A 23,006-nucleotide genomic window follows, 5' to 3' on the forward strand; every position below is an offset into this window, starting at 1 on the left:
TACAGAATAAGTCTAAAGTTAATTGTTTATTTTGCTAATTATAAATGAGTTTAAACCTGTTAGATCGAGTCAGTCAATTTTTATTGACTCGCTCAAAAAAAGTATGTGATCGCACTACTCTATTCTGGCTTCTATTCGCACTATTTCTTGGCCTTCTATATCCAATTTTAGCCCTGACTAAAATTTCCGGAGAGCTTCACTGGATACAAGATGATGCTCGACAACATATTTTTTGGATGGCGAGATTTTTAGATCCAGAATTATTTTCCGATGATTTAATTGCGGATTATTACAACTCAATTTCTCCAGCCGGCGTATCCTTTTTTTATTATTGTCTTGCTAAATTGGGTGTTGACCCTGATTTCTTATCTAAAATAGTACCTTTGTTACTCAGTCCTCTGACAGTATTTTTAAGTTTTATTCTTTGCTTAGAAATATTGCCAATTCCCTTTGCTGCTTTTCTGTCTAGTACAGTTCTGATACAAAATCTCTGGCTTCAAGACGGACTAACTTCCGGAACTGCGAAAGCTTTTTTGATTCCTATTTTTTTATTATTTCTTTGGGCAGTAATACGTAAGTCTTTTTTCTGGACAATAGGATCAATAGTTCTTCTAGGATTATTTTATGGATCTTTTGTGTTAGTTGCAGCAGGAATCTTAGTCTGTCAATACTTTACTCTAAATCAAGGAAAACTTCAGCTTAACTACAATCGTCGTGATAAAAATTTAGCAATTTCTGGATTGCTAGTTGCCTTTGTCGTGTTATTGCCCCACATCCTTAGTAATTCTGACTTCGAACCTGTAATCTCCCTTACTCAAGCAAAACAACTGCCAGAATTTGAACCAGGAGGAAGAGCAAGTTTTTTTCAAACTAACTGGTGGGATTACCTTTTCAATGGTGGTCGTACAGGGATTCGTCTTACTGCGGCACTACGACCTGATTTAGTCTATGCTTCTTTACTATTGCCGATCATTTTTTTATATAAAAAACATTTTCCTTTAACTCAAGACATTCGCCGATTATTTGTGTTGAACCAACTACTAATTAGCGGATTTGTCCTATACACATTGGCTCATTTATTCCTATTTAAACTTTATTTGCCTAGTCGTTATAGTTTGCATAGTTTGCGTTTTAGCTTAACCATTTTTTGTGGTCTGACTTTGGTGATTTTATTGGATAAGCTAGTTCGTTTATGTCGAGAAAAATCTTTAAGGACTGTGCGACTAGTCTTTCTGGTATTTGCTTTGTTTTCTATTGCTTTTTCTTTACTTGTTGATCCATTAACTGATAAAGACTTTCCTAGTACTGGATATATCACTGGGAAATATCATAATTTATATCAATTTTTACAACAAACTCCAAAAGATACCCTGGTTGCTTCTCTTGCCGATGAGGCCAACAACATACCATCTTTCTCGCAACGGAGTGTATTCGTAGCGGCAGAATATGGCATCCCTTACCATGTGGGATATTATGGCCAGTTTCGCCAACGTACTCAGGATTTAATTACAGCCCATTACAATATTGATCCCACAGTACTGCAGAGATTTATTCATGATTCAAAAATTGATTTATGGTTGGTTAATTCCGATGTTTTTAGCGTCAAATTCTTAGAAGCAAATCGATGGTTTAACCATTTCCAACCTCAAGCCAGCAATTCCATTCATCAAGTTAAGTTAAATAAAGAGGCGATCGCTCTGTGGCAAGTCCAAAAACAATGCACCATCTTTACTGATCAAGATATAAATGTAGTGAGCTCAGACTGCATCCTAGACTGGATTTCTAAGGAGCTAAACTAGCCTTCCCTGCATTATTTGATTAATGTTAGACTTAGAATGAACTTAATAAAAGTTAATAAAACCTGTTCTAGGGTATGGCTTCCATCTTTTCAAACAAAACGAAATCTTACAATCAGACCATGTGGCAAAAAGGCTATGAATCCCAGCGACAGGAACTTGCCTATGAAGTCACAGATATCGACGGCGAGATCCCTCCTGAACTGATGGGAACCTTGTTTCGTAACGGGCCTGGGCTCTTAGACATTGGTGGCACGCCGATTAAGCATCCTTTCGATGGCGATGGAATGGTCTGCTCAGTCAGCTTTCAGGAAGGGCGGGCCTATTTCCAGAATCGCTTTGTGCAGACAGCAGGGTTTGTGGCGGAACAAAAAGCTGGTCAACCTATTTATCGAGGCGTATTTGGGACGCAAAAACCGGGGGGCATTTTCAATAATATGTTTGACTTGCGGTTGAAAAATATCGCAAACACAAACGTGATCTATTGGGGAAAAAAACTGTTAGCCCTCTGGGAAGCGGCGGAACCCCACAGTTTAAATCCTGAAAATTTGGAAACGCGCGGCCTGGATTATTTAGGGGAAACGCTCAAGCCTGGGGATAGTTTCTCGGCCCATCCACGTATTGATCCGGCGAGTATTTGGGATGGGGGCGAACCTTGCTTCGTCAATTTTGCCGTTAAGCCAGGTTTGCCGACGCGCTTGGTGATCTATGAAATTAGTCCGGCAGGCAAATTACTGCGCTATCGAGAACATGAAGCTAAAGGCTTTGCGTTTATCCATGATTTCGTGATTACGCCCAACTACGTCATTTTTTTCCAAGCGTCGGTGAAATTTAATCCTTTGCCCTATGTTTTGGGGTTTAAGGGAGCTGGTGAATGCGTGAAATTCGAGGCGAATAAACCAACACAGATGATTGTGATTCCGAGGGATCCAGCGCGGAATGATGTGCAAACCCTAGAGGCAGAAGCCGGCTTTGTGTTTCACCATGCCAATGCCTTTGAGCGAGATAAGCAAATTATCGTCGATTCGGTTTGTTATCAGTCAATTCCCCAAGTGCAGGCGGATGTGAACTATAAAAATGTTGATTTTGATGCACTAGATCCAGGGCAGTTATGGCGCTTTACTCTAGATTTAGAGACAAAAAAGGTGACGCGGGAACTATTGGCTACCCGCTGTTGTGAATTCCCGGTGGTGCATCCAGAGCGTGTGGGACGGGACTATCGTTATGCCTACATCGGGGCGACCCACGCCAAAACAGGCAATGCACCGTTGCAGGCGGTGTGGAAAGTGGATCACCAAGGGGAGGATTCTCAAGTTTATTCCTTTGCGCCAGACGGATTTACGGGGGAGCCGATTTTTGTACCCCGTCCAGGAGCTACGGCAGAAGACGAAGGCTGGGTTCTCTTGATGGTCTATGATTCGGCCCAGCATCGCTCGGATGTGGTGATTTTTGATGCGCAAAATTTTGCTCAACCTTTGGCAACCCTACATTTAAAGCAGCATATTCCCTATGGCCTGCATGGTAGTTGGACGCCGGAAGTGTTTGTGAATTTCTAGTCAGCGGATTCTTTGGGGTCAGGCGATCGCCAAATCCACCAGGCCCCTAAACACAGGGTGCAGTTACCCACGAGAGTGAGGGCGGCTTGGATCGTGACGAGCCATTCGAGGCTGGGCGCATTGTCGAAAAAGTGCCAAGTGCAGGCACACATCGCGCTAACGAGGGACGGCAACATTCCCCAGGCGAGGGCTGACCAGCTTTTGTCTTGGGTCAGATTGCCGTAGGTTTGGATCAGCCAAATGGCCAAAATCCACTCTAAAACGCTGGAAATGTGGACAATCCAAGTGGGAAAGGAAAGGGCATTCATCGCAATGGGCAGGAATTTTTGTTTAAAGTTGCTTGATAAAGTCTAGTAGATGATGGGCGATCGCCCCCTTGCTAGCCTGGGGAATTGTCGCCTTGCGGCCCTCTTTATCGAGAAAAATCAGTTGATTGGTTTCACTGGCAAAACCAGAATTGGCTTGATCGACAGCATTGGCGGCGATCGCATCGAGATTTTTTCGTTGCAGTTTGGCCAGGGCTGGGGCAGTAATTTCTCCCGTTTGGGCGGCAAAACCGATTAGTTTTTGGTTGGGGTGCTTGCTTTGACCCAGTTGAGCGGCAATGTCCGGAATTTCTTCGAGGGCAAGGCTTTGGGGCAGTTCGGCTTTAGCGAGCTTGTAGTCGTAATTGACCGTGGGCCGCACATCGCCGACCGCTGCACACAGAATGAGCCAATCGAATTGCTCTGCCTGGGACAACATTGCCCTTTCCATTTCGGCGGCGCTGGTGACAGGAAAGCGCTTAATATTCGGTAAATTTTCCAGCAAACGGCTTTCGATTGGCCCGTGGATAAGGGTTACAGTCGCCCCCCGGTAGGCCGCTGCCTCGGCGATCGCCAAACCCATTTTTCCCGTTGAAGGATTACCAATAAAGCGCACGGGGTCAAAATGTTCCCTAGTTCCTCCCGCACTGATGAGAATCTTTTTACCGGTGAGATCCGCTTGGCCGCGACTGTGGATCAAGGCTTGAACTGCTTTAATAATTTGCACGGGTTCTGCCATGCGCCCTTTGCCCTGGCGATCGCAGGCCAACAAACCACTATTGGGATCGAGGATGTGATAGCGCTGATCCTGTTGGAGTCGCCGCCAATTGGACTGTACTGATAGCTGTTGCCACATGTCCGTATTCATCGCTGGCGCAACCAAAACCGGGCAAGTGGACGCCAAAATAATATTCGTCAATAACGTATCCGCAAGGCCCAAGCTCACCTTGGCTAAAGTATTTGCGGTCAGCGGGGCCAGTAGAATCAGATCCGCCCATTCTCCCAGATCGATATGCACCGGGCGGGGCCGATGGCTATCCCAAAAATCTTCGTCTGTGTAGGCCGGGTGACGGCTGAGGGTGGCCACTGTGAGGGGCGTGATAAAACGTTGGGCCGAATCCGTCAGGACGACCCTGAGCTCTGCCCCAGCCTGGAACAGTTGGGAAATGACTTCACAAACTTTGTAGGCGGCAATGCCCCCACTAATGCCGACGACAATCTTTTTTCCGTTGAGCATTTACGATTCGTCGTAGGCTTCGATGTCCAACAGGTGCCAGTAGGGTTCGACTAACTCTTGCCGTTGAAAGGCGATCGCCCGCAACAAATGCCAATCCTGGAGGGCTTCAAAGGGAGTCCCATAATCGTCCTGTTCCAATCGTGCGGCGAGTTGAGCCACATCCGTTTCGTCCATGTGGGCGATTTCCTGGGGGGTTTTTGTTAAGACTGTCATAATAAGACCTCCCTGACGCTGCACGTTCTTTTAGGTTCTGTTCATTCTTTATTCTACTCTTAGAAATCCCCAAAACAATGGCCTGTCACCGTTCTTATTGTCGGCTTGATTTGTCGAGTAAACTAGACGTATCTTAAGGGGAGATTCTGTTCCCCAAGGAGTCAGCCTCCCATGTTAATTGAACCCAGCGTGTTGCGAGCTGCCCAGCAGATCTATAACCAATATGTTGCTGTTCATCCCGTGCGCTCCCAATATGTCACTGGGGTTTCGGTAAATCCCAAAACACTCCAGGGATTTGTCAGCTTTCGTGAACGGTCTATTCTCTTGCCCAGGGAAGTTTTTGTGCCTGTCGAACAGCTGATGAGCTACGATGTTTGACGCTAAAAATTAGGCATTTACTTAGGGAACTGCCTTTGAAGAAAAAGTTTTAAGTGTCCGTTACTGACGTTTCGAGACGACAGTGATCGCCAGCACCACAGGCTTGTCGTTCTTCCCGGTTTTGGATCAAAGTGATTAAATCGGGGCGGCCCGTCAGTTGGAGACGATATTTCGCCCAGATGCCATAAACCCAATCGGCCAATTGCCCAATGCCAGGAAGTTTAGTGATGCCATAGACCCAGCCCATCCCCAGAACTTCGTAAACATACCGAAAAACCGCCACATTTTGGAGCACTGTCCCGTCGGGTAGCACGCCATGGATCCGCTCCATCGCTGCCCGGAAAGTCACACCACCATGGCGACTGGGGTCGTAATCATCGGCTGCCACATCCACAAAGCAAATTAACCCACGGCCATTATCCTTGCGCCGCAGAAAGTTAACCTCCCGCAGACAAAGGGGGCATTGACCGTCATAGAGCAGTTTAATTTTCCAGGATGGGGTGGAGGACATGGTGCAATTTTCGGGTAAGAGATTCAATCTATATTGTAAAGATTTTTTGCGGGTGCCTGGGGAATCACCAAAAGGGCGTTTTTAAGGCTGTGTTCTTTTGGCGATCGCCCCAGTCTTTCACTCTCCAATTACCAAATAGAATCCCACCAAGCCTCATCTGTCGGCGTTGGGCTATTGGTTTCGATAAAGTCAACCTTGCGGCGAATGTCTGCTGGCTCCCAACCTGTCAACTTTGCCAGGGTTTGTACCGCCGCTTCCTGGCGCTGGTAGGTGCGCTCTCGGTAATCCTGGGCGGCACTGCAAGTCATTTCCCCGCGATAGGGATGACGAATCACATAGCGTCCTTGGAAAAATTGACGATTGGCCGTTTCTTGGAAGCGCAGATCTTCTGGGAACTCGTCGCGGCCATAGCGCACATGGAGTCTGGTGATAAAGACCCTCGGTAGATATTGATCTTCATCCCAAAAGACTCCGGCCTGTTTCAGCTCTGCCTTCGTTAAATTAGGCGCAGAACAGGGATCACAACTGCTCATATCCCAGGCATATTCCAAGAAAATATCATCCCGGCCCTGGCGTTGGTAATCTTGCTCAAACATGGTGGTGTAAAAATCCCCAAACTCTGCTTCGACAAATTCAGGAATTTCCACATTCGAGGGGATTTTTACGGTGCGATAGTTGGTCACTTCCGCCTGGCCCTTGGGAGAGAGAATATAGACAATGAGATCCTGGGCTTGTTGGGCGTTCATCATCCCTAGGCGAATCGGCAACATATATTTCGGTGATTCAAAAGCCATCATCAGGGGACGCAATTGGTTCACGCCGCTCCGGTTAAATTCTTCGAGGTTCACCTTGGCCACAAAAAACTTCAGCTTGTTGCGGATATAGGGCCGCAGTAACTCACTGGCCCCCTGGGGCAATTGGTAATCATTTTGGCGTAGCCAGGTTTCCAATCCATCGGATTCTTTGGCGCTGAGAATGAGGATGTCGTATTCGCCGACGCTAAATTGTTCCTCAATGGTGACTCCTAAATCCGCTGCTGTTTCGCGCATGGATTCTGCGGCCATGGGCATCGGCGGCCTCGCATTTTGTAGGAACCCAATGCCGTCATCAAACATCCGCACAGCACAGGGATTTTCATCGAAATATTCCACCAGCCGGGGGGCGCTAAAGTCATCGAGGCGTTTGATAATGCTTGCTTCGCCCACATGAACCTGTTCTTCTTTAAGAACGACGGGGACAGGCACTACCAGGGCAAAATCTGAGACTTCCCCTTCATAGTCGTTGGCCATGGTGAGTACGGTGCGATCGCCATCCCGGGCAATGATCACCTGGGATGCTTGGTTATAGAGATCGGTATCGGCCTTGGCGACATAGAAACCACAGAAGGCCCAGGCGGGTTGGGTCAGTAGTAGTAAACCAATACAGGTTATGGCCAAACCGCGCAAATATTGCAGGATCGTTTTAAACATGATTTTCCTTAGATAACGGGGCGAGTTTGTAGGGTCAAAGAAGAATCGCCAATAGGGGCTTTCACCTGAGCTTTTTCTTGCCACTGGAACCGGGGCGATCGCCAAATTTTATCGATCACAATGGTGCTGGGAGCTAGACAGAATAATGCCCAGAAAATTGCCGTTGAAGTATAGAGGCCATGTTGCAAAATAAAGGTGAGCAGGGCGATACTAATGGCCCAAAAAATTCGCCCCTGTTTTGCATTGGGGATCGAGCGCGGATCCGTAAGCATAAAAAATGCAAATAGCAGTAGCGAGCCGCTCGTGAGCTGATGGGCAACCACATCCCAACTCCAACCCAGCCAAAAATTACGAAGAATTTCTAAACCGCCGTAACTTGCTAGAAAAGCGATAGACGTATCCCAGCGACCAACTTGGTTAAGCACGAGGCCAGCCGCACTAAAAAACAGCAATAAATACCACCAATCAGTGCCCCATTGACCCGGTGAAACCCAAGCCCCATCTGTCCACAGGAGGGCCATAATGATGCCAAAATTGGCGGGGTTGAAAAAATGTTTTTCTTGATAACGGAATAAAAATTTACTGGCGATCGCCCCGACCGCTGCCCCCACTAAAACAAGGGGATGATTTACCCGCAGGAGCAGGGAAAGGCCCAAGCCGGTAATCGCCGCACTCCGCGCCCCAGAGATCAGTAGCGGTGGCCATTGCAGAGGGGTTTCTCGTCGGCAACGGTAGGCTTGCCAAGCACTAATGCTCCATTGGGTCACAATGCAGGTGGCGATCGCCAGCAAAACCCAGGTTAAATTTAACGTCCAGTCTCGCGTGTAAACTCCCAACAGGAGAAACGTCGTCAGAATTGCAATTTGATAATCACGGGCATCACTGAAGGGCATTGAAAATCCTCCCTGACTAAGCAAAAAATAAGTTGCCTAAAGTATGAAAGACAAGTCCAGGGATGACGAAAAGGTTTCTTTTTTTGTAACAGAAAACCTTGAGACTTGTGGCAGTCGTAAACTAGAGTCAAAGCAGGATTCCAGGGGCTGTTTAATATTAAAAAATGTGAATTTGATTGACTAATAAATTTCTAGAGCGTCAAACACAATTGTCCCTGTGATCTTGCACCTGTGTGTAGGAGTATGAAAAAAAATGCAACTGAAAAAACTGTTTGTGCCACTGTTGGCGGGAATGTTGTTCCTGGGGGGAACCTCTGGGGCGATCGCCGAAGAACTATTGCGCACGATCACTGTCACGGGGCGCGGCGAAGAAGCCATTGCCACGAGTCTTTCTGAAGTACGCCTTGGGGTCGAGGTGCGGGGGGCGACGGCAACCCAAGTCCAGGCAGATATCGCCAAGCGCAGTAACCAAGTGGTGGATTTTCTCAAGTCCAAAAATGTGGCCAAGCTCACCACCACGGGCATTAACCTCCAGCCGGAATATGACTACAACAATGGCGATCGCCGCCTCATCGGTTATCTCGCTACCAATACAGTGAGCTTTGAGGTGCCCACCGCCCAAGCCGGGAGCCTGATGGATGAAGCTGTCAAAGCCGGAGCAACCCGCATTGATGGGATTTCTTTCCGAGCCACCGAAGCCGCCCTCACTGAAGCAGAAAAAACTGCCCTCGCTGAAGCCGCCCAGGATGCGCGCACCCAGGCCCAAACTGTCCTCGGTGCCTTGGGTTTGAGTCCCCAAGAAATTGTCCAAATCCAGGTCAATGGGGCGACGCCGCCAACCCCCATTTTTAAAACCATGGATACGGCACGAATCGCCCTTGAAAGTGCAGCACCTTCTCCGGTAGAAGGGGGTGAACAGACGGTGAATGCTTCCGTAACCCTGACGATCCGTTACTAACACCCTGCTTTTTGGGCTAAATTACGCTTAAATCTAGGGGCGATCGCCTTGTGGAAGAGCGGCGAAACTTGAGGGAATGTTAGATCTAATCAAACTTGCGGGACAACTGCCAGACATGGGGGCGCACCTCCAGGAACAGGCTGTCACGGGACGAGAACGAATCGAGCGGGGAATTTCTCTGCTCCGGGAAGCCCAGGCGGATTTCCAGACCCTCCAGGCCCACCAAAATACCTGGGGCGATCGCCTCATTTTTAACCATGGCATTCCCCTCGAACCCCTGGAGACTCGCGTTCCCATTTCGCCCCCTTCCCAAGCCCACACCGTTTTTGCCACGGATGGCTCCCAAATTGCTCCGTCTCACCATGAAATTGCCTATTGTTATTTGATTAATATTGGTCGAGTGATGCTCCACTACGGCCAAAGCTTGCACCCATTGCTGGATCATCTGCCGGAGATTTTCTATCGCAGCGAAGATCTGTACACCTCCCGCAAATGGGGCATCCGCACCGATGAATGGCTCGGTTATCGCCGCACCGCCTCCGAAGCTGAAGTGCTCGCTGAGATGGCCTGTAAATGGGTGTTACCCCCCGGTGCCCACGGTCATATTCCCAATGTGGCGATGGTGGATGGCTCTCTGGTCTATTGGTTTTTAGAAAATTTGCCCGCCGAAGCCCGCCAACAAATTCTCGAACCCCTCCTAGGGGCCTGGCAACAACTCCGAGAAACCCGTATTCCGCTGATTGGCTACATTAGTTCCACCCGCAGTGTAGAGGCGGTTCATTTCCTGCGGCTCCAGGCTTGCCCCCACGACAAACCCGATTGTCAAAGCCATTGCCTCGACGGCGAAACCAAGGAACGTAAAGCAGAATTTCGCGAAACTCTTCCCTGCCAAACCATTGAACCGTTGCGGGATAGCACTCTTTTTGAGCAACTGTTGCAACCGGGCGATCGCAGTGGGCTTTGGCTCAGTCAGGCACGCATTTTAAATCATTATCCAGAAGCGGATCAGGTTTGTTTTTGTTATCTCCATGTGGGGACGGAGGTGGCGCGGATCGAGATGCCCCGCTGGGTCGCGGCAGATCCTCAACTCCTCGATCAAACCCTAGGCATTGTCCTCGGCCAAGTGCAAAAGGGGTTTGGGTATCCCGTGGCGATCGCCGAAGCCCATAATCAAGCTGTGATCCGGGGTGGCGATCGCGCCCGATTTTTTGCGCTCCTCGAACAACAACTCCTCAAAGCAGGGTTAACCAACGTAGGTATCTCTTACAAAGAAACCCGCAAACGGGGTTCCGTGGCTTAAAGAGCATGCTCTCCCCCCACAAAGACTTTTCAGGAGAATTCTTAAACTCCCCTAAGCCAGTCCCAATCCCCCATCGGAGAGCATACAATAAACAAGCATCAGCACTTTTTCCCAGGCAGGCACAATTGTCGTCACCATCACGTCGTACATTCTGCCGCACAATTTTCTTTTAGTCACTTCTGCGCGAACCGATAATGCCCGAAATGCCCGAAAACTCTCAATTTCCCGTTGAACCGCCCCAGAAACCCAGTGGCACGGAGCAACAGCATGAAGAAAATCCCTGGGTAGAGACCATCAAGACCCTTGTGACCGCTGGTATTTTGGCCATTGGGATCCGCACTTTCGTCGCCGAGGCCCGCTACATTCCCTCCGAGTCGATGCTGCCGACCCTAGAAGTGAACGATCGCCTAATCATTGAAAAAATCAGCTATCACTTCAAAAATCCCCAACGGGGAGATGTGGTGGTCTTTAACCCGACAGAAATTCTCCAGCAGCAAAACTATCGGGATGCTTTTATTAAGCGGGTGATCGGGATTCCCGGGGATACCGTACAAGTCAGCGGCGGCACCGTTTTTATCAATGGGGAAGCCCTCGAAGAAGACTATATCAACGAAGCCCCAGAATATGACTACGGCCCCGTGACGATTCCAGAAGATCACTACCTCGTCCTTGGCGATAACCGCAACAATAGCTATGATTCCCACTATTGGGGTTTTGTCCCCCGTGAAAAGCTTGTGGGGAAAGCCTTTATTCGTTTTTGGCCCTTTAATCGCGTGGGCATCCTCAACGAAGAGCCGCAATTTGCCGACGAAGAACCGATTACACCCTAGCGTCCCATCCCAGAGACCGCTAGGATATAGGGCGACTCCCTATCCCGGCAACCATGAGTGAACCATCCCCTTTGCTGCAAGCATCAGGTCTCCATAAAAGTTTCGGTGGCATCCGTGCGGTGCAAAATGCTTCGATTACGGTGCCCCGCGGACAGATTACGGGGTTGATTGGCCCCAATGGGGCGGGCAAAACGACGTTGTTTAATTTGCTCTCGAATTTTATTACGCCGGATCGGGGGACAGTTATTTTTAACGGCCAGGAAGTGCAGCATTTACCGTCTCACCAGATTGCGGCACGGGGTTTTGTGCGTACCTTCCAAGTGGCACGGGTGTTATCGCGGTTATCGGTACTAGACAATATGTTGCTGGCGGCCCAACAGCAAACGGGGGAAAACTTCCTGCGGGTGTGGCAACAGGGGAAAATTCGTCGCCAAGAAAAGGCAAATCGGGAAAAGGCGATCGCCATCTTAGAATCCGTCGGTCTAGGGAAAAAAGCCCAGGATTACGCTGGTGCCCTGTCGGGGGGACAACGCAAACTCCTGGAAATGGCCAGGGCTTTGATGAGCGATCCCCAGTTAATTTTGTTGGATGAGCCTGCGGCGGGCGTGAATCCCACTTTGATCAACCAAATTTGTGAACACATTGTCCGCTGGAACCAGCAGGGAATTTCTTTTTTGATCATTGAGCACAATATGGATGTGATCATGTCCTTGTGTAACCACATCTGGGTACTGGCAGAGGGGAGCAATTTGGCGGACGGAACCCCCGAAGATATCCAGTGTAATGAACAGGTTTTAGAGGCTTATTTGGGATCGTAATGCGCGTTTTATTAACAAATGACGACGGGATTGATGCCCCTGGGATTGCAACCTTACAAAAGGCGATCTCCCCCCATGCGAGAGAAGTAGTGACGGTGGCCCCCCAAACACAGATGTCGGAATGTGGCCATCGGTTTACGGTTTATGCTCCCATTCCGGTGGAGCAACGGACGAAAAATGCCTATGCGGTGGCAGGTACGCCAGCAGATTGTACACGCTTGGGTCTCACGCAGTTTGCGGCAGATGTTGATTGGGTGCTGTCGGGGGTAAATGCAGGGGGAAACCTCGGCGTGGATATTTACACTTCAGGAACGGTGGCGGCGGTGCGGGAAGCGACAATCCTCGGTAAGCGGGCGATCGCCTTTTCCCATTTCATCCAGCGGCCTTTAGAGATTGACTGGGATCTTGTCACCCACTGGACGGGGAAACTTTTGGCGCAATTATTGACCCAGGAACTACCGGAAAAGCATTTTTGGAATGTGAATTTTCCCCATTTAACGGGAGACTCTGACCCGGAAATTATTTTCTGTGAGCGCAGCACCGACCCGATGCAAGTGCGCTATGAAGCACGGGATCAACAGTTCCATTATGTCGGTTCCTACCCTGAGCGCCCCCGGGCCGCTGGTACCGATGTGGATGTCTGTTTTTCAGGGAATATTGCCGTAACCCAAATTTCGATCTAGGTAAGGGCATTAAACACGAGCTTTAGCAGCCACAGGGTCAACAAACCGCCCAAAAGAATCACCAAGGCGATCGCCCCTAAAATTAAAATCAGGGGACGCCAATCAATGGAGGCATTGTCGAGGTCAATCTGGTCGGGCAAATCCTGTTCTAAAAGCTTTAAATTCGCCTCGTTGGCTTTCCAGGCCACATCAAAGAGATCCCCGGCCACGGGCACCGTCCCAACAACGCTATCCACAAGAAGATTGAGGGCCATTTTGACGAGGGTATCCTGTTTTGCTCCCAGTTTGGCCGCCTCGAAAATCACATAGCCAGAGAGAATTAAACTCAGATAATCCCCCACCGCTGGCACCAAACCGATGATCGGATCGAGGCCGATTTTGTACTTTGTCCCCGGAATGGCGATCGCACTGTCGAGCAGCTTACTGAGGGTGCGGATGCGTTTTAACGTCTTCGGGTTCGGGGTTTTGGTGGCAGTCATGGGTCAGTGGGGAAAGCCAGAACATTGTGCAGCAGCCAGTGGAGCATGGTTTCAACGTCCCGCAGGATTAAGGGTCGATTGGCCGCCGTGAGCAGAGGCACATGGAGAAATAAGGCCCGCGCTGGGGATTGCTGCCGCTGGAGATGCTTTAACACTTGAAAATATAGCCCTTCACAGACAAATTTACCCGCATCGTCGCTAATCTCCGTAAATTCTAGGGGAGCCGTGAGAGCCTGCAGATCCAAGCGCGTTTGTAACTGCTGCCCCTGATAAAAAGCTTGGGATTCCACCGTGAGGCGATCGCGTTTTTCGGCCATGCCACAGCAGAGCACTAGATCCGGCTGATAAGCGGCAATGGCTTGAATCGTTTTTGCGGAGGCGATCGCCGTTTCCACAGGCAGATGGTGCAGAAATAAAAAATCCGCAAAGGCCAGTCGCCTCGCCTTAAGCTGACAGAGCAGATCATCCGAGGCATTGGAAGTGTGATGCTCCAGCCAGGGTTGAAAGGAGGTCAGTAAAATTTTGCCGCGCACGCGCTACGAATTACTAAGTCTATCGAGGCTATATTGGGCTGCTTCCTGTACCTGGGGATGGTCGTCTTTGACGAGGAACTTGACCGCCGCAAGACTCTTTTCACAAGGTAACGCGCCTAGGGCTTCTGCGAGCCGTTGTCGTACTAGCCAATTGTCTGAAGAAACAAAGGTAACAAGGCGATCCACGGTTTCTACAGCACCAATTTCTCCCAGGGCGGCGATCGCTGCTTGTTCTAAAATGGCTTCCCCACTATCAAGGGCTTGAACCAGGGCATCCTTCGCTTCCGGACGACCGAGATTCCCCAAGGAAACCGCCGCACTAAAACGCACTAACCAAGAGGTATCTTCGTAAAAAGCCCGCAGCAGTGGTTTTAAAGCCCGCTCATCCTGGAGATACCCTAAAGCACCCGCCGCATCAGCCCGAATACCATAATCGCCGTCAGTTTCTAGCAGCTTAATCAAAATTGGATAGGACTCTTCTGTCTGCTTAATCCCCAGGGCAAAAACCGCCATCGAGCGAATTTGCAGCACCTCATCATCTAATACTTTTTTAATGAGGGGCATCGCTTCTAGGGGGGCTACATCCCGCAATTGGGCCAGGGCAATCATGCGATCCTTGGAGTTTTCACTTTCGAGTTGTTGGGAAAGTGTCGCTAAGCTGGGGTGAGACATAACCAAATTTTGTAAAAGTTCTTAATAAAATTGTAATCAAGATTCTCAGGATTTTTCAATAAACCATGACCCACTCTCTCAATCCGGTGTTGTTGATCCATGGCTTTTTAGACCGCCACACCGTGTTTAAACCCCTAACTCGATACCTCAGTCAGCAAGGTTGGGAAATTCATGCCCTTGATCTACAACCCAACGACGGCCGTCAAGCACTGCCCATTTTAGCTAGCCAAATCGAAACCTATGTCCACCAACATTTTGGGACGACCCAGCGGTTCGATCTCGTGGGCTTTAGTATGGGGGGCATTGTGACCCGCTACTATTTGCAACGGCTCGGCGGCAATCAACGGGTGGAACGTTATGTGAGTATTTCGGCCCCCAATAATGGCACTTTATCAGCCTATGGTTTGCCCTTTCCGGGGATTCGTCAGATGCGCCCGGATAGTGACTTGCTTCAGGATTTGAACCGTGATGTGGCCACTGCCCTAGAACCTGTAAAAGTCACTTGGCTATGGACTCCCTTTGATCTCATGATTCTCCCCGCCAAGAGCACGAAGCTCCCCATTGGCACCGGCGTGCAGTTACCCGTACCCTTGCACCCTTGGATGTTGTCTGATCCCCGTGCCCTTAAGGCGATCGCCAAGGCCCTGCAGCAATAGCAAACCTCAAAGTGTATGTCGCTCTGGTTGGTAGGATTGAATCGCCCGCATATATTGCGCCCGTTCAAAGGCACTTTCATCGGGACAATTGACCTGACTCATGCTGCCCCGCAGTTGCTCCAAAGAAAGATATTCATGTTCTTCGAGCCATTGCACCATTTCCGTTTCAATGGTTTCAATGTGATGAATGCCGTGGCGCAATAAAGTTGCCACTAAGGCCGTCACCTTTGCCCCTGCCATTAACATTTTGATCGCATCGGTTCCCCGTTGAATGCCACTGGTCGCCGCAAAATCCACATCCAAACGTCCATAGAGCATCGCAATCCAGCGCATGGGTAAACGCATATCCAAGGGGCTACTCAGGATTAAATTCGGGGTGACTTCGAGGTTTTCGATATCAATATCCGGCTGATAAAAACGGTTAAATAAAACCAAGCCACTCGCCCCATTATCAACTAACCGTTTCGCCATATTTGCCATGTTGCTAAAGAAAGGACTCAGCTTTACGGCAACAGGAATATTTAAATTTTCTCGCACTGTCCGCACAATTTGAATATATTCATACTCCACTTCTGAACCATTTTTATTAATATCCGTCGGGACATAATAAATGTTCAATTCGATGGCATCGGCTCCGGCTTGTTCCATCAGTTTGGCGGTGTGTTCCCATTCCCCTTGGTGGGAACCGTTGAGGCTGGCAATAATCGGCATATCGACGGCGGATTTAGCAGTCCGAATATGTTCTAAATAGGTTTCAACACCTACATGAAAAACATCGGAAGCATTCTCTGGGAAATAATTTAAGGCTTCGGCAAAGGAGTCCGTTCCATAGGTGAAGTGATGGTGCAATTCGAGTTTTTCTTTGCGAATTTGTTCTTCAAAGAGGGAATGTAAAACGACGGCTCCGGCTCCGGCATCTTCCATCCGTTTAATGTTATCGATGTCCTCAGTTAAGGGAGCGGCTGCACCAACAATTAATGGCGATCGCAGGGTCAGACCTAAATATTGTGTGGTTAAATCCATGGTGGTTCTCCGGTAGGTTAATGGTTTTACATCCCCTAAGTCCCCCTGAAGTAAGGGGGACTTGAGGCGTTAGGCTTCGGGACGGTTGGCAAGGTATTCGTACATTCGCCAACGGGTATCGACATCGCTCTGGGCTTGTTTGAGCAGTTCCTTCGCCGCTTGGGGTTTGGTCATGGTGAGCATTTTGAAGCGGTTTTCTTTGTACATGGAGTTTTCGACGCTGCCTTTGGGGGTACGGCTATCGAGTTGGAGGGGGTTTTTGCCCTCTGCCTTGAGGTCGGGGTTATAGCGGTACAGTAGCCAGCGTCCGCTTTCGACGAGTTCTTTTTGGTGACTCATGGCGGTTTGCATATTAATGCCGTGGGCGATGCAGTGGCTGTAGGCGATGATCAGGGAGGGGCCTTCGTAGGCTTCGGCTTCGAGGAAGGCTTTCAGGGTATGTTCGTCTCTGGCTCCCATTGCCACCGATGCGACGTACACATTGCCGTAGGTCATGGCGATTAAACCGAGGTCTTTTTTCGGGGCGGGTTTCCCACCGGCGGCAAATTTGGCGACGGCTGCCCGTGGAGTAGCTTTGGAGGATTGTCCGCCAGTATTAGAATAAACCTCGGTGTCCATCACGAGAATATTGATATTTTTCCCGCTGGCGATCGCATGATCCAGACCACCGAAACCGATGTCGTAGGCCCAACCGTCCCCACCGACGATCCAGACGGATTTTTTCACGAGGTAATCAGCGAGGGACGCTAACTGTTTCGCGTCGGGGGCATTGAGGCTTGCGAGTTTATTTTTCAGTTCTCGCACCCGTTGCCGTTGTTCCCAAATGTCGGCTTCATCGGCTTGGCGGGCAGTTAATAATTCACTGACGAAATTATCACCAAGTTCACCGCTTAAGCGTTGTAATAATTCCGCCGCAAATTGGGCTTGTTTATCGATAGAAAGACGGAAGCCTAAACCGAATTCGGCGTTATCTTCAAACAGAGAATTCGACCAAGCAATGCCCCGACCTTCGGCGTTTTTCGTGTAGGGCGTTGTCGGTAAATTGCCGCCATAGATGGAGGAGCAACCCGTCGCATTGGCAATCACCGTGCGATCGCCAAACAGTTGGGAAACCAATTTAATGTACGGGGTTTCACCACAGCCGGCGCAGGCACCGGAGAATTCAAAGAGTGGCTCCTGTAATTGTTGTTCGCGGATTTGATTGAGTTTTAATTCGCGCCGTTCCGGCAAGGGCAAATTCAAGAAGTAATCCCAATTCGTTCTTTCCTGTTTCCGTAGGGGCAACTGTTCCACCATATTGATCGCTTTCTTGGCGGGTTGTGCCTTATTTTTTGCGGGACAAACATCCACACAAACGCCACAGCCGGTACAGTCTTCCGGAGCTACCTGAATTGTAAATTTCTGACCCGAAAAATTCTTGTCCTTCGCATCAATGGATTTAAAACTTTCCGGCGCATTTCCTAACAGATTGGGTTCATAAACTTTGGCGCGAATCGTCGCGTGGGGACAGACCATCACACATTTACCGCACTGAATACAAACCTCTGGATCCCACTCTGGAATAAATTCACCCACATTGCGTTTTTCCCATTTAGAAGTCCCCGTCGGGTAAGTACCATCACAGGGTAGACAACTCACCGGCAGGCGATCGCCTTCTTTGATCAGCATCGGCGCTTGGACATTGCGCATAAAGTCGGGCGCATTTGGGGAAACGGCAGGAGGCTTACGGATCGGGCTATTGGCTTCGCCCACGTTCACCTCAAACAAATTCGCCAAGGTGTTATCCACCGCCTGAATATTCATGGTGACCACATCCGTGCCTTTCTTGCCGTAGGTCTTCTGGATATATTCCTTAATTTTGGCGATCGCCTCCTCTTTTGGCAGGACACCGGAGAGAGCAAAGAAACAGGTTTGCATCACCGTATTAATTCTTCCGCCCATGCCACTTTCCCGGGCTACCTTATTCGCATTAATCACATAGAATTTCAAATTTTTGCGAACAATTTGTTCCTGCACCTCAAGGGGCAATTGATCCCACACTTGATCCGGAGCATAGGGACTATTTAAAAGAAAAATTGAACCATCCTTTGCACCACTGAGCACATCTAATTTTTCGAGGAATAACCATTGGTGACAGCCCACAAAATTCGCCTGATTAATTAAATAGGTGGAGCGAATTAAATTGGGGCCAAAGCGCAGATGAGAAACCGTCACTGCCCCTGATTTCTTCGAGTCATAGACGAAATAACCTTGGGCGTAATTCTCCGTTTCTTCGCCAATAATTTTGATCGAATTTTTATTCGCGCCCACCGTCCCATCGGAACCTAAGCCATAAAACATCGCCCGTACCACGCTATCCTGCTCACTAGAGAAACTCGGATCATAGGCAAGGGAAGTGTGGCTAACATCATCATTAATGCCAACGGTGAAGTGATTCTTTGGTTTGACTTGATTTAATTCATCAAAAATCCCCTTTACCATCGCCGGGTTAAACTCTTTAGAAGACAAACCATAACGTCCCCCGACAACTTTCGGTATTGTGCCTTCCCAAGCTTCCATCAACGCCGAAACCACATCTAAATAGAGCGGTTCACCGTTTGCACCGGGTTCCTTCGTTCGGTCTAAAACCGCAATTTTTTCAACAGATTTTGGTAGCGCAGCAATTAACGCAGCAGGATCAAAAGGACGATATAAACGCACTTTTAAAACGCCAACTTTTTCCCCTTGGGCATTGAGGTAATCCACCGTTTCATGGACGGTTTCACAACCGGAACCCATCAGCATAATTACCCGCGTCGCATCCGGCGCACCCACATATTCAAACAGTTTGTAGGCGCGTCCTGTCAGTGCCCCAAAGCGATCCATCATTTCCTGCACAATGGCACTGCATTTGTCATAGAACGGATTCACCGATTCCCGCGCTTGGAAAAAGACATCGGGGTTCTGGGCTGTGCCGCGCACCACTGGATGATCGGGGGTTAAGGCTCTGGCGCGGTGGGCAAAGACATCTTCATCGTCGATCAAATCCCGTAAAACCGATTCATCGAGTAATTCAATTTTTTGAATTTCGTGGGAGGTGCGGAACCCATCAAAAAAGTGGATGAAGGGCACACGGGCTTTCATCGTCGCCGCTTGGGCAATCAACGCCATATCGTGGGCTTCCTGCACCGAGGCGGAGGACAACAGGGCAAATCCCGTCCCCCGCACAGCCATCACATCGGAGTGATCGCCAAAAATGGAGAGGGCTTGGGCTGCAACGGAACGGGCGGCAACATGGATCACCGCTGAGGTTAATTCCCCCGCAATTTTGTAGAGGTTGGGGATCATTAACAGTAGCCCTTGGGAGGCGGTGAAGGTTGTCGTTAAAGAACCCGTTTGCAGGGAACCATGGACGGCTCCGGCGGCTCCTCCTTCACTCTGCATTTCGATGATGCTGGGCACGGTTCCCCAGAGATTTGGCTGTCCTTGGGAGGCCCAGGCATCGGCCCATTCACCCATCGGTGAAGCGGGGGTGATGGGATAAATGGCAATGACTTCGTTTAGTTTGTAGGCAACTTTGGCGACGGCTTCATTCGCATCGAGGGTGGCAATTGTGTTAGTAGCCATAATCTCAAAATTTTAATGTTTTGCTGGTGACTGGGTGGAAATCGTAGGTGATGATCTGTTTTGTGAGTCGAGGCAGTGGAAAAAGTGATTGATGTTGGCTATTTTTTGAGCCTGATACTTTGTTGACTTTAACAACAAAATGCTTGCTAAAAGTTATAAGAAAAAATAGAATTTGATTGGTCTGATCCGGAAAATCAAGGAAATATTTACACTTCTAATTTTAGAGACATTTCTTGCTGTCTTGGGTTGTTCTGCTGTAGACAATGACAAAAATCAGTGAAGGTTTAAATTTCGTTGAAATCCTAGGGGAAGCTAAATAAGAAAAGTTATTTTTTGCTTTTTTTTGTAACGATCTTGAGCATGGTTTCGGTGCCAACTTTTTTAGTAGAGATTGATTATGACACCTTCGGCAATAGAGGAAAAACTGTCGGTGTTTGGCCAAGAAGCTGGGCCTATTGCCAGCATAAAAATTTCGTTGGTTTAGCGATCGCCCACGAGAATTCAAAGAATTAAAGAATTACCTAGGAAAATTGGCCTCTGACTGAAGTTTTCGCGCGTAAACCCCAATCTTTCGCCTATACCTAGTCAATCTAGAAGATTGTAGAGATTTCAATCTCAACGTCCATTTGGTTGGTTAAAGCAAAGGACTAAAACACAAGTAATAATCAAACCAAGAAGGAGAACTATTACAGAAATATCTGTGGAAGTTCCCAATTAGAGTCTTTTTCGACGTTGGGAGGACGTACAGGATAGACTGGATAAGCAGCAAAAACATTAATCAATCCAGAATCTTTTGGAATTTCCCAAAATGCTAGATTATTGCCAGCAGGAAAGATATAAGAGTGATTAGTAACCATAAAGCTGTACTTTGAGACGAAGAAATGGTTATTGCCGAGGATAAAGAGGTCTTGGCAAGGAGTAAGTAGATCGCCACTAAGGAAAACGGTTTAGTTCATGCTCATCGCTGTGGCGATCGCCCTCTTGATCTTTAGCAGGTAGAAACTGAGATATCTCCCGATGAGAAATAGGCGCAGTCACCATCGGAGACATAGGAACCGTAGCCCCCAGCCCCACCGGTGCTGTAGTAGGAATCATAGCCGCTAGAATCACTCCCATAGCTGCCGTCGTAATTATTACTGCCAGCGCCAAGGTATCCTTGCACCGTGTAATCGCCTGCATAGCCCCACGCACCAGTGTAGTAATCCAGCCAGTAACTCCCCGCAGGAATCGAGCCGCCAGCCAGATACTCAAGGATCATCAAATCTTCGCCCTGGATATATTCGCCATTGACATAGACCTGGGCTTTTACGGGGATCGAGGCACCCGCGAGCAGGAGGAGAGAAGACAAGACCGTCAGAGAAACTTTTTTCAGAAACATGGAACAAACCTCCCGTGAGGGAAAACTAGAAAAGTTAGAGACTGAAGCATTCTGGAACGATTAGGTCAGGTTGCTGGGGATAAGTAGTGGCCACAAAATTTTACTGATGCAGTTTGTCTAAATTTTTGACGCTCACCCTGGATTTATCATCTACTGATGTTTGCATTTCTCAGCGGTCTTTAACCTTACATTTCCCCCAAGCTGCCGTAATCCTCAGTGCAAATAAGCCATAGAGAAACTTTATTATCTAGGCTTTTTCCATGAAGGTTTTCTCATGGAATCTTCACCAGGGGTTTAGGGAAGCGGGTCAAGATATCCATAATCGTTAAGAATCTGGCGAGCAGTGTCGAGGTCAGATCCCAAAGGAGAGGTCTTTGCCCATGGAACCCGCCCAACGACAACGGAATGTTCAATGGCGATCGCCCCAGGGGATCTCCAGCCCAACCTCTGTTTCTGGGAAACGACGCCCCCGATCCAGGCCGCCAGCCCCCCGCCACCGCATCGCGCTATATTCCCACGACACTATGGGATTGGGTCACAAACGGCGTAATGTATTGATTGCACAAACTCTACAACGATCGGCTTTGACCCTAGATATTTTGCTCATTAGCGGCATGGGCGATGGCAATGACGGGCTGGCCACTGCGGGGATTGATTGCTTAAGTTTGCCAGCCCTGAAAAAAAGCCGGGAGGGTTCCTATCGGGCGCGTCATTTAGCCTTGCCTTTACGGGAAATCATTGGGTTGCGATCACAGTTAATTTTAAACGCAGTTCAACAATTCCAACCTGATGTTTTCATCGTCGATAATGTCCCCAGGGGGGCGGAACGGGAATTAGACCCCAGCCTGGAATACATCCGTAAGCAGCCCAAGATGCGCTGTGTTTTGGGGTTACGGGATGTGTTGGACGACCCGGCAGCTGTGCGGCGAGATTGGCAACGGGCGGACAACGAAATGGCTATTTGTCGCTACTATGACGCGGTGTGGATTTACGGCGATCCCCAAGTTTATGATCTTCGGCGAGAATATGATTTTTCCCCAGAGGTGATCGCAAAAATGGCTACTCTAGGCTATTTTAACCAACGCGATCGCCTCCAGTATTTAGGGCAACCTTGGCAAGAAACCTTAAAAGCGTGGGATTTACCACCCCGGTTCATCCTCGGTGCGGTGGGTGGCGGCCAAGATGGGGAAACCCTGGCGATCGCCTTTGCCCAAATTCCCTTCACCGCTGACCTGCCCGGGGTGCTACTCACGGGGCCTTTTATGCCGGAGTCCGTACGCCAAACCCTAGGGGCGATCGCCCAACACAATCCCCACCTGACAATCCTTCCCTACTGTCCCGAACCAACGATTCTCATGGCCGCCGCCGAACGGGTGATTGCCATGGGTGGCTACAATACCACCTGTGAAATTCTCTCCTTCCAGAAATCCGCTTTGATCATCCCCCGGACTAAACCCCGCCAGGAACAATGGCTCCGGGCAACCCGCTTAAAACAATTGGGTATGGTGGATGTACTCCATCCCCACCAGGTTAATCTCCAAAATCTAGCGGCTTGGCTCCGTTGTGATCCAAAAACCCCCAGGCACACTGCTGGTCTAAATCTCCAGGCCACCCAACAGTTGCCTCTCCTTTTAGGTCAGATGCTCAAATCCTCAACTTGTTTTACTTCCCAAGCTTCCTAGTCCATCATCATTATTTCCATTATTTTTTCA

22 protein-coding genes are annotated in these 23,006 nt (G+C 49.0%); 10 read left to right on the forward strand and 12 right to left on the reverse strand.

The annotated features are described in order from the left end of the window. Positions 1 to 44 precede the first annotated feature (44 nt). A complete protein-coding gene (locus AWQ23_RS07305) occupies positions 45 to 1,799 on the forward strand; it encodes a hypothetical protein (RefSeq protein ID WP_071884910.1) in 1,755 nt (584 codons plus the stop codon). 74 nt (positions 1,800 to 1,873) lie between these two features. Beyond that, positions 1,874 to 3,352, forward strand: a complete 1,479-nt coding sequence (locus AWQ23_RS07310) for a carotenoid oxygenase family protein (RefSeq protein ID WP_062433922.1) — start codon at positions 1,874 to 1,876, stop codon at positions 3,350 to 3,352. Here the strand turns inward: AWQ23_RS07310 and AWQ23_RS07315 are convergent. The 3 genes from AWQ23_RS07315 to AWQ23_RS07325 are packed head-to-tail and all read right to left on the reverse strand — an operon-like array spanning position 3,349 to position 5,107. Then, positions 3,349 to 3,660, reverse strand: coding sequence for a DUF2499 domain-containing protein (locus AWQ23_RS07315; protein ID WP_030007198.1), 312 nt, complete (start codon positions 3,658 to 3,660; stop codon positions 3,349 to 3,351). The two genes, AWQ23_RS07310 and AWQ23_RS07315, sit on opposite strands and share 4 nt — an antisense overlap. Positions 3,661 to 3,682: 22 nt before the next feature. Next, positions 3,683 to 4,894, reverse strand: a complete 1,212-nt coding sequence (gene coaBC, locus AWQ23_RS07320; RefSeq protein ID WP_062433926.1) for a bifunctional phosphopantothenoylcysteine decarboxylase/phosphopantothenate--cysteine ligase CoaBC — start codon at positions 4,892 to 4,894, stop codon at positions 3,683 to 3,685. Beyond that, positions 4,895 to 5,107 carry a DUF2555 domain-containing protein gene (locus tag AWQ23_RS07325; protein WP_012307042.1) on the reverse strand — a complete coding sequence of 71 codons (213 nt, stop codon included), beginning with the start codon at positions 5,105 to 5,107 and terminating at the stop codon, positions 4,895 to 4,897. Positions 5,108 to 5,278: 171 nt separating this feature from the next. Here AWQ23_RS07325 and AWQ23_RS07330 point away from each other — a divergent pair, with 171 nt between their 5' ends. Continuing rightward, positions 5,279 to 5,485, forward strand: a complete 207-nt coding sequence (locus AWQ23_RS07330; protein WP_012307043.1) for a hypothetical protein — start codon at positions 5,279 to 5,281, stop codon at positions 5,483 to 5,485. 49 nt (positions 5,486 to 5,534) lie between these two features. Here AWQ23_RS07330 and AWQ23_RS07335 read toward each other — a convergent pair whose 3' ends face one another. The 3 genes from AWQ23_RS07335 to AWQ23_RS07345 all read right to left on the reverse strand — a co-directional run bounded on the left by AWQ23_RS07335 (position 5,535) and on the right by AWQ23_RS07345 (position 8,358). After that, positions 5,535 to 5,996, reverse strand: a complete 462-nt coding sequence (locus AWQ23_RS07335; RefSeq protein ID WP_062433930.1) for a thiol-disulfide oxidoreductase DCC family protein — start codon at positions 5,994 to 5,996, stop codon at positions 5,535 to 5,537. Positions 5,997 to 6,124: 128 nt separating this feature from the next. Beyond that, the gene (locus AWQ23_RS07340) at positions 6,125 to 7,465 is read right to left on the reverse strand and encodes a DUF2330 domain-containing protein (RefSeq protein ID WP_062433932.1); all 1,341 of its coding nucleotides are present in this window, start codon (positions 7,463 to 7,465) and stop codon (positions 6,125 to 6,127) included. Between the two features lie 8 nt (positions 7,466 to 7,473). Beyond that, entirely contained in the window at positions 7,474 to 8,358 is an 885-nt protein-coding gene (locus AWQ23_RS07345) for an RnfABCDGE type electron transport complex subunit D (RefSeq protein ID WP_062433935.1), read from the reverse strand. A gap of 253 nt (positions 8,359 to 8,611) precedes the next feature. Between AWQ23_RS07345 and AWQ23_RS07350 the strand changes: the two genes are divergently transcribed. The 5 genes from AWQ23_RS07350 to surE all read left to right on the forward strand — a co-directional run bounded on the left by AWQ23_RS07350 (position 8,612) and on the right by surE (position 12,947). Then, positions 8,612 to 9,316, forward strand: coding sequence for an SIMPL domain-containing protein (locus tag AWQ23_RS07350; RefSeq protein WP_062433938.1), 705 nt, complete (start codon positions 8,612 to 8,614; stop codon positions 9,314 to 9,316). Positions 9,317 to 9,392: 76 nt separating this feature from the next. Further along, positions 9,393 to 10,616: a DNA double-strand break repair nuclease NurA gene (locus AWQ23_RS07355; protein ID WP_062433941.1), complete on the forward strand. Its 1,224-nt coding sequence runs from the start codon at positions 9,393 to 9,395 to the stop codon at positions 10,614 to 10,616. Between the two features lie 203 nt (positions 10,617 to 10,819). Then, complete coding sequence (gene lepB, locus AWQ23_RS07360) at positions 10,820 to 11,446, forward strand: signal peptidase I (protein WP_062436579.1); 627 nt, start codon at positions 10,820 to 10,822, stop codon at positions 11,444 to 11,446. A 53-nt stretch (positions 11,447 to 11,499) separates the two neighbouring features. After that, the gene (locus AWQ23_RS07365; protein WP_062433944.1) at positions 11,500 to 12,264 is read left to right on the forward strand and encodes an ABC transporter ATP-binding protein; all 765 of its coding nucleotides are present in this window, start codon (positions 11,500 to 11,502) and stop codon (positions 12,262 to 12,264) included. Beyond that, entirely contained in the window at positions 12,264 to 12,947 is a 684-nt protein-coding gene (gene surE / locus AWQ23_RS07370) for a 5'/3'-nucleotidase SurE (RefSeq protein WP_062433947.1), read from the forward strand. Before AWQ23_RS07365 ends, surE begins: the two co-directional genes overlap by 1 nt. On the opposite strand, the gene AWQ23_RS07375 is transcribed toward surE, so the two are convergent. From AWQ23_RS07375 to AWQ23_RS07385, 3 genes are read right to left on the reverse strand one after another with little or no spacing between them, the layout of a single operon-like run. Further along, positions 12,944 to 13,426, reverse strand: a complete 483-nt coding sequence (locus tag AWQ23_RS07375; protein ID WP_062433950.1) for a DUF4112 domain-containing protein — start codon at positions 13,424 to 13,426, stop codon at positions 12,944 to 12,946. The genes surE and AWQ23_RS07375 overlap by 4 nt on opposite strands. Further along, on the reverse strand, positions 13,423 to 13,959 hold the full coding sequence (locus AWQ23_RS07380; RefSeq protein ID WP_062433953.1) for a peptidase C15: 537 nt from the start codon (positions 13,957 to 13,959) through the stop codon (positions 13,423 to 13,425). The genes AWQ23_RS07375 and AWQ23_RS07380 overlap by 4 nt, the downstream gene beginning before the upstream one ends. A gap of 3 nt (positions 13,960 to 13,962) precedes the next feature. Then, the gene (locus AWQ23_RS07385) at positions 13,963 to 14,631 is read right to left on the reverse strand and encodes a HEAT repeat domain-containing protein (protein ID WP_012307054.1); all 669 of its coding nucleotides are present in this window, start codon (positions 14,629 to 14,631) and stop codon (positions 13,963 to 13,965) included. A gap of 65 nt (positions 14,632 to 14,696) precedes the next feature. Between AWQ23_RS07385 and AWQ23_RS07390 the strand changes: the two genes are divergently transcribed. Beyond that, on the forward strand, positions 14,697 to 15,287 hold the full coding sequence (locus AWQ23_RS07390) for a triacylglycerol lipase (protein WP_062433956.1): 591 nt from the start codon (positions 14,697 to 14,699) through the stop codon (positions 15,285 to 15,287). Positions 15,288 to 15,293: 6 nt separating this feature from the next. Here the strand turns inward: AWQ23_RS07390 and AWQ23_RS07395 are convergent, their stop codons facing one another. The 3 genes from AWQ23_RS07395 to AWQ23_RS07405 form a co-directional block, all read right to left on the reverse strand. Continuing rightward, the gene (locus tag AWQ23_RS07395; protein ID WP_062433959.1) at positions 15,294 to 16,310 is read right to left on the reverse strand and encodes a dihydroorotate dehydrogenase-like protein; all 1,017 of its coding nucleotides are present in this window, start codon (positions 16,308 to 16,310) and stop codon (positions 15,294 to 15,296) included. A gap of 69 nt (positions 16,311 to 16,379) precedes the next feature. Next, a complete protein-coding gene (nifJ, locus tag AWQ23_RS07400; RefSeq protein WP_062433962.1) occupies positions 16,380 to 19,916 on the reverse strand; it encodes a pyruvate:ferredoxin (flavodoxin) oxidoreductase in 3,537 nt (1,178 codons plus the stop codon). A gap of 988 nt (positions 19,917 to 20,904) precedes the next feature. Beyond that, entirely contained in the window at positions 20,905 to 21,294 is a 390-nt protein-coding gene (locus AWQ23_RS07405; RefSeq protein WP_062433964.1) for a hypothetical protein, read from the reverse strand. Positions 21,295 to 21,674: 380 nt separating this feature from the next. Here AWQ23_RS07405 and AWQ23_RS07410 point away from each other — a divergent pair, with 380 nt between their 5' ends. Then, positions 21,675 to 22,976, forward strand: a complete 1,302-nt coding sequence (locus AWQ23_RS07410) for a glycosyltransferase family protein (protein WP_062433967.1) — start codon at positions 21,675 to 21,677, stop codon at positions 22,974 to 22,976. The last annotated feature ends 30 nt before the right edge of the window (positions 22,977 to 23,006 follow it).

This window comes from Picosynechococcus sp. PCC 73109 (assembly GCF_001521855.1).
GTDB lineage: Bacteria > Cyanobacteriota > Cyanobacteriia > Cyanobacteriales > MRBY01 > MRBY01.

What these genes read in the sequence shown, in the direction of transcription:
- AWQ23_RS07390 (WP_062433956.1), top strand. Translation starts at nt 14,697, where the DNA reads ATGACCCACTCTCTCAATCCGGTGTTGTTGATCCATGGCTTTTTAGAC.
- AWQ23_RS07365 (WP_062433944.1), top strand. Translation starts at nt 11,500, where the DNA reads ATGAGTGAACCATCCCCTTTGCTGCAAGCATCAGGTCTCCATAAAAGT.
- AWQ23_RS07405 (WP_062433964.1), bottom strand. Translation starts at nt 21,294, where the DNA reads ATGTTTCTGAAAAAAGTTTCTCTGACGGTCTTGTCTTCTCTCCTCCTG.
- AWQ23_RS07315 (WP_030007198.1), bottom strand. Translation starts at nt 3,660, where the DNA reads ATGAATGCCCTTTCCTTTCCCACTTGGATTGTCCACATTTCCAGCGTT.
- AWQ23_RS07305 (WP_071884910.1), top strand. Translation starts at nt 45, where the DNA reads ATGAGTTTAAACCTGTTAGATCGAGTCAGTCAATTTTTATTGACTCGC.
- AWQ23_RS07375 (WP_062433950.1), bottom strand. Translation starts at nt 13,426, where the DNA reads ATGACTGCCACCAAAACCCCGAACCCGAAGACGTTAAAACGCATCCGC.
- AWQ23_RS07335 (WP_062433930.1), bottom strand. Translation starts at nt 5,996, where the DNA reads ATGTCCTCCACCCCATCCTGGAAAATTAAACTGCTCTATGACGGTCAA.
- surE (WP_062433947.1), top strand. Translation starts at nt 12,264, where the DNA reads ATGCGCGTTTTATTAACAAATGACGACGGGATTGATGCCCCTGGGATT.
- AWQ23_RS07385 (WP_012307054.1), bottom strand. Translation starts at nt 14,631, where the DNA reads ATGTCTCACCCCAGCTTAGCGACACTTTCCCAACAACTCGAAAGTGAA.
- AWQ23_RS07350 (WP_062433938.1), top strand. Translation starts at nt 8,612, where the DNA reads ATGCAACTGAAAAAACTGTTTGTGCCACTGTTGGCGGGAATGTTGTTC.
- AWQ23_RS07345 (WP_062433935.1), bottom strand. Translation starts at nt 8,358, where the DNA reads ATGCCCTTCAGTGATGCCCGTGATTATCAAATTGCAATTCTGACGACG.
- lepB (WP_062436579.1), top strand. Translation starts at nt 10,820, where the DNA reads ATGCCCGAAAACTCTCAATTTCCCGTTGAACCGCCCCAGAAACCCAGT.
- AWQ23_RS07355 (WP_062433941.1), top strand. Translation starts at nt 9,393, where the DNA reads ATGTTAGATCTAATCAAACTTGCGGGACAACTGCCAGACATGGGGGCG.
- AWQ23_RS07395 (WP_062433959.1), bottom strand. Translation starts at nt 16,310, where the DNA reads ATGGATTTAACCACACAATATTTAGGTCTGACCCTGCGATCGCCATTA.
- AWQ23_RS07325 (WP_012307042.1), bottom strand. Translation starts at nt 5,107, where the DNA reads ATGACAGTCTTAACAAAAACCCCCCAGGAAATCGCCCACATGGACGAA.
- AWQ23_RS07410 (WP_062433967.1), top strand. Translation starts at nt 21,675, where the DNA reads ATGGAACCCGCCCAACGACAACGGAATGTTCAATGGCGATCGCCCCAG.
- AWQ23_RS07330 (WP_012307043.1), top strand. Translation starts at nt 5,279, where the DNA reads ATGTTAATTGAACCCAGCGTGTTGCGAGCTGCCCAGCAGATCTATAAC.
- AWQ23_RS07340 (WP_062433932.1), bottom strand. Translation starts at nt 7,465, where the DNA reads ATGTTTAAAACGATCCTGCAATATTTGCGCGGTTTGGCCATAACCTGT.
- nifJ (WP_062433962.1), bottom strand. Translation starts at nt 19,916, where the DNA reads ATGGCTACTAACACAATTGCCACCCTCGATGCGAATGAAGCCGTCGCC.
- coaBC (WP_062433926.1), bottom strand. Translation starts at nt 4,894, where the DNA reads ATGCTCAACGGAAAAAAGATTGTCGTCGGCATTAGTGGGGGCATTGCC.
- AWQ23_RS07310 (WP_062433922.1), top strand. Translation starts at nt 1,874, where the DNA reads ATGGCTTCCATCTTTTCAAACAAAACGAAATCTTACAATCAGACCATG.